This is a genomic window from Rhodococcus sp. NPDC080181 (genome assembly GCF_040702225.1).
Classification (GTDB): Bacteria; Actinomycetota; Actinomycetes; order Mycobacteriales; family Mycobacteriaceae; genus Rhodococcoides; species Rhodococcoides fascians.
Genome location: NZ_JBFBKN010000008.1, coordinates 116,127 through 122,127 on the forward strand (window position 1 = coordinate 116,127; position 6,001 = coordinate 122,127).

Here is a 6,001-nt window from a genome sequence, read left to right on the forward strand (position 1 = left end):
CACGATGTCGGGAGGCCTTCGTCGTTGCCGAACGGACTACCGGTGCAATTCCGCGTCCAGCACGGGCCCGATCTCGGTCGATGCCGGCGACGACGCCATCTGCCAGTGGGTCGAATGGACCGGGACGACCGTCACGCCCTCGCTCAGCGCACCGCGCCACGTCGCCGCCGCCACGTTGCCCGTGGGATCGTCGGTGACCGATGCGAACAGCAGCGCTCGTCCTGTGAAGGTCTGTGGCACATAGGTTTCGATGAGCTCTGCCGATTGTGCGATCCCGTCGAGTATCCCGGCGACGCGTTCGCGGGAAATCGAGTCGAAAGGTGCCGGCATCGACTTCAACAGTTCGGCCACGGAGTCGACCGTGAGTTCACCGATCTCGAGGTGGTTGTCCGCACCGACACCCAGCCCGCCGAGAATCTCGTCCGCCGATACCGGCCTGTCGACGAGGTGGTCCGACCCACCCGCAACGAACGAGTCCATCATGGCCAACGTCGAGACCTCGTGGCCCTCACGTTGCAGTTGCACGGCCATCGCATGCGCGATCAGTCCGCCCATGGACCACCCCAGCAGGTGATACGGGCCCGACGGTTGCACGGCGCGAATCTTGTCCACGAATACCGCAGCCCACTGTTCTATCGACTGCGGCACAGGTTCTGCACCGGACAGCGCGGGCGACTGCAATCCGTAGATCGGACGGTCGTCGCCGATGTGAGACGCCAGGGCACCGAAGGCCCAGGACAGACCCACGATGGGGTGGATACAGAACAGCGGGGCCGAAGAACCGCCTACCCGTAGAGGTATCAGGACCTCGAGCCCGCTTGCTTCCGCTCCGTCGACTCCCGATGCCGTGGCAGCAGTGATCCGTGCCGCAAGGGAGGCAACGGACGCGTCCACGAACAACCAGTTCAGAGGAACAGGCCGACCACCGAGGGCCCCCTTCAGCGCGGAGACCAACTTCACGGCCAGCAGCGAGTTGCCGCCGAGCGAGAAGAAGTCGTCGTCGAGTCCCACGCGTTCGACTCCCAGAACGTCCGCGAACACACCGGCAACAGCTTCCTCCACCGGTGTCTGCGGTGCCCTGAACTCGCGGGTCTCGAACTCCGGACTCGGCAGCGCACGACGATCCAGCTTTCCCGGAGCGTTGAGCGGTAGAGCGTCGAGCACCACGAAGGCCGACGGAACCATGTAGGACGGCAGCGCAGAAATTGCCTCCGCCCGAACGAGCTCGACATCGATGTCGGTACCGGGTGTAGGGACCAGGTACGCCACCAACGACTCACCGACCGCCGAGTGCGACACCACGACGACAGCCTGACTCACCGACGACCGCGCCGTCAGCGCAGTCTCGATCTCTCCCAACTCGATTCGCTGCCCACGGAACTTGACCTGAAAATCGGTGCGACCGATGTACTCGAGCCGATCGGCATCCATCGACCACCGCACCAGATCACCGGTCCGGTACATCCGCGTCCCCACGCCGTCGAACGGGTTCGCCACGAACCGCTCCGCCGACAGGTCCGGCCGCGCAACGTAACCCCGCGCCAACTGCACACCCGCCAAGTACAACTCCCCCGGAACGCCCGCCGGTACCGGATGCAGACGCGAATCCAGCACGTGCACCGAGGTGTTCCACTCGGGCACACCGATGGACACCGATCCGGACCCCGCCCCGTCCTCGGAGACATCGCGATAAGTGACGCTGACCGCCGCCTCGGTAGGCCCGTACAGGTTGTGCACCCGCGCATCCGACACTGCCCGACAGGCATCGACGGTACCCGCGGGCAGCGCCTCACCGATGACGAAAACATGCCGCAGCGACGAGATCGACTGCGCCGACACCGCTTCGACGAACACCGTCAGCATCGACGGCACGAAGTCCGTCACGGTCACCCCGTGCCGCGCGATATCGGCGGCGACCGCCTCGACGTCACGCTGCGCGCCCGGGGCCGCCACGATCAACCGACCGCCGGTTCGCAGCGGCAGGAAGAAACCCCACAGCGAGACATCGAACGTCGTCGCCGTCTTCTGCAGGTACACATCCGACGCATCGAGACCGTATTCCTGCGCCATCCACGCCATCTGGTTGACGATGGCCCGGTGTTCGATCGCCACGCCCTTCGGACGACCGGTCGACCCGGACGTGAACAACACGTACGCCAGGTCGTCCCCGGCGGCGCGCGGAAACACCACCGACCCGGACGGCTCCGGTGGATCGGTGATGTCGACGACCGGAACAGCGGTCGCCGTGACGAAACCATCTCTGGCCGTGGACAACACGACCACCGGGGCGGCCGTGTCGAGTATGTAGTCGTTACGTTCGGTCGGCTGATCCGGGTCCACCGGAACGTACGCCGCGCCCGATCGCAGCACCGCATACATGCCGACGACCAACTCGACGGACCGCCGCATCGCGAGCCCCACCAGAACACCTGGCCCGGCACCGTGCTCCTGCAACAGCTGCGCAGTCGCGTCCACCCGAGCCGAGAACTCCCGATACGTCAGCGACCGTTCGCCGAACACCACCGCGACCGCGTCGGGCGTGTCGGCCACCACCCGATCGAAGCCGTCCAACAACACCTCGGCGGATTCGATGGCCACCTCGTCGCCGTTGCCGCGCACCATGATTCGTTCACGCTCGGCCGAATCGAGAACGTCGATATCACCGACCACGCCATCCGGACGAGCGGTCACCGCCTCGAGTACAGCCACCAACCGTCGCCCGAACGACGCCACCGTCGACTCGTCGAACAGATCCGTCGCGTACATCAGCTCGCCGGCCAGACCTGCGCCGTCTCCGAGTTCGGTGAGCGTCACCTGGAGATCGAACTTTGCCGACGCCGCCCCGGACCCGAATGCCTCGACGCCCAGATCGGGGAGCTCGAACGATCCCTGGGAGAAGTTCTGGAAGAACAGCGCTACCTGGACCAGCGGGTGCCGCCCTTGCGATCGCACCGGATCGAGTACCTCGACAAGACGCTCGAAGGGTACGTCCACATTGTCGAATGCCTCCAGGTCGGAGGTACGTACGGCATCGAGTACCGCACCGAACGAGGCGTCTCGAGCGATCTGCGTTCGCAGGACCACCGTGTTGACGAACATGCCCACCAGGTCGTCCAACCGTGCGTCGCCGCGACCACCCACCGGTGCTCCCACGGCGATGTCGGACGTCCCGGACAACGTGGCCAGCAGCACCGCCAACGCTGCGTGCACCACCATGAACGCGGTGGCGTCGTGCTCGCGTGCACACTCGAGTACGCGGGTGTGCAGTGCAGCGTCGATCTCGAACGCCGTCACCGCCCCCTGTCCCGATGCGACCCGCGGGCGCGGCCGGTCGGAGGGCAGATCCAACTGCTCGGGGAGGCCGTCGAGCGTGCGACGCCAATAGTCGATCTGCTTGCGGGCCACCGACTTCGGATCCGATTCGGAGCCGAGCATGTCGAGTTGCCAGAGTGTGTAGTCGACGTACTGGACCGGCAGCGGTGCCCACTGCGGTGCCGATCCGCCGTGCCGCGCGAGGTAGGCCGTCATGACGTCGCGGGACAGCGGGGCCATCGAGAGCCCGTCCGCCGAGATGTGGTGTGCAACGAAGGCCAGCACGTACTCCGGTGCTGCACCGGCGGGGTCCGTGATGTGGAACAGCCGGACACGAAACGGGATCTCGACGGTGACGTCGAATCCCCGGGTGAAGAACTGTGTGACCGCAGCGAGCGCGTCGTCACGAGCGATGCGGACCACGTCCATCCCGACGTGCGTCTCGGCCTCGTCCCGCACCTGTTGATACCCGACACCGTCGATCTCCGGGTACACGGTGCGCAACGATTCGTGTCGACCGACCACGTCCCCTACGGCAGCCTGCAGCGCGTCGACATCGAGTTCTCCGCGCAGCAACAGAGCGACCGGCACGTTGTTGAGGGCGGAGTCGGTGTCGAGGCGGTTGAGAAACCACATGCGCTGCTGTGCGGACGAGAGCGGGATGCGCTCGGGCCGCTGCCTCGACGTGTCGAGCGCAGCTCGAACCGGACCGTCCGCCGAATCGGCGGCCTGCGCCAAGGCCTCGACGGTGGAGGACTCGAACACCGAGCGCGCCGGAACATGAACGCCCAGAGCCGAACCCAATCGAGCCGCAAGCTGTGTGGCGATCAGGGAGTTACCCCCGAGCGCGAAGAAGTCGTCGTCCAGGCCGACCCGTTCGACCCCGAGCAGCTCGACGAAGATATCGGCCACCACATGTTCGGTAATGGTCGACGGGGACCGGAACTCCGCGGCCTCGAACACCGGTTCCGGCAGTGCGTCTCGGTCCAGCTTGCCGGTGGGAGTCAGCGGGATCGACTCGATCCGTGTGATCACCGAGGGCACCATGTGCGCAGGCAAACTCCGCCCGGCCTCGTCCAGCACCCGGTCCAGGTCGACGTCCGTCCCTGCCACCGGCAATACGTACGCTGCGAGAACAGTTGCGCCGGTGGGACTGCGGTGACCGAGAGTCACCGCGAAATCGACCCCGTCCTGCGCGGTGAGAACGGCGTCGATTTCACCGAGTTCGATTCTGAAGCCTCGGATCTGGACCTGAAAGTCGTTGCGGCCCAGGTATTCGATGGCCCGTCCGGACACCACTTCCCGCCAGCGCACCAGGTCACCGGTGCGGTACAGTCGGCTCTGCTCCGAGTTACCCTCGGCTGCATACGGATTGGCGACGAAACGCGCTGCGGTCAGCGCGAATCGTCGATGGTATCCCCGCGCAAGGCCGGCACCGGTCAGATACAGCTCCCCCGGCACCCCGGCGGGCACCTGCCGTAACCGGTCGTCGAGCACGTGGTAGCCCATGTCCTTGGTGGACGGCCCGAGCAGTACGGCTTCGCCCGCGTTCAACGGCGGCGAGATGTTGCACACCATCGACGCTTCGGTGGGGCCGTAGACGTTGTGAAAACGTCTGCCCGGTGCCCACTTCGACATCAGTTCCGAGGTGAAGGCCTCGCCGCCGATCGCGAGCACTCGCATGTCGGGCACCTCTGCCGGATCGAGTGAGGCCAGCGCCGCCGGGGTGATGAACGCATGGCTGACGCGGTGGTGGCGGAGCATGTCACCCAGATCGGAACCGCCGTAGACACCGGGCGGGACGATGACCATCGTCGAACCTGCGCCCACAGCCATCAGTAGCTCCAGCACGGACGCATCGAAGCTGGGGGACGCGAAATACAGTGTGCGCGAATCGGAGTCCAGCCCGTAGATCTCGACCTGAGTGGAGGTCAGCGGTGCCAGCCCAGCGTGGGAGACGGCGACGCCCTTGGGCAGACCGGTCGAGCCGGAGGTGTAGATGACGTACGCAAGCGTGGACGGGCGAATCGGTGCCCGTCGGTCGTCCGCCACGACGGGATCGTCGGACAACCCCTGGAGTGCGCCTTCGGTGTCGGACGAGTCGAGACTGATCCACGACACCGACGTCGGCATCGCCTCTTCGAATTGTGTTGCAGTGACACCCATTCGCACGCCGGAGTCGTTCACCATGTGCGTGATGCGGGCGGCCGGGTAGTTGGGGTCGATGGGCACGAATGCAGCACCGGTCTTCGCCACGGCCCACACGGCCGTGACAGATTCGATCGAACGGGTCAGTGCCAGAGCCACGAAATCCTCGGGGCCGACCCCGCGTTCGATGAGCAGCCGGGCCAGCCTGGACGACCGGGAGTCGATCTCCCGATAGGTGAGCGACCGGGTGCCGCACTCCACCGCGATACCGTCCGGGTTCTTTTCCACCGCCGCGGCGAGCAGAGTCGGCAGCGCGACCGTACGGGCCGGTCGCTGTCGGGTGGGTCGTGCACGGGTAGGCCTGGGGCGGCTCGACCGTCCACCCACTCGGCCGCCCGACTCGGACGGTGTGCCGGTCGATCCATCCGAACTCATCTGAACTATGACTCCTCACCAGTGTTGCCCCGCGCTCGGTCGTGGACGACGCGTCGGCCGATCCGACCGTTCATCGTCCACGACGCGGCGAGCGTTGCAGTTCGCC

General features: G+C 66.1%; 1 protein-coding gene. It reads right to left on the minus strand.

What is annotated here, in order from left to right:
- Nucleotides 1-36: 36 nt before the first annotated feature.
- Nucleotides 37-5,895: an amino acid adenylation domain-containing protein gene (locus AB0O58_RS12310; protein WP_366238230.1), complete on the minus strand. Its 5,859-nt coding sequence runs from the start codon at nucleotides 5,893-5,895 to the stop codon at nucleotides 37-39.
- Nucleotides 5,896-6,001 lie beyond the last annotated feature (106 nt).

Excerpts from the sequence above, each read along its gene's own strand:
- AB0O58_RS12310 (WP_366238230.1), bottom strand. The coding sequence starts at position 5,895 with ATGAGTTCGGATGGATCGACCGGCACACCGTCCGAGTCGGGCGGCCGA.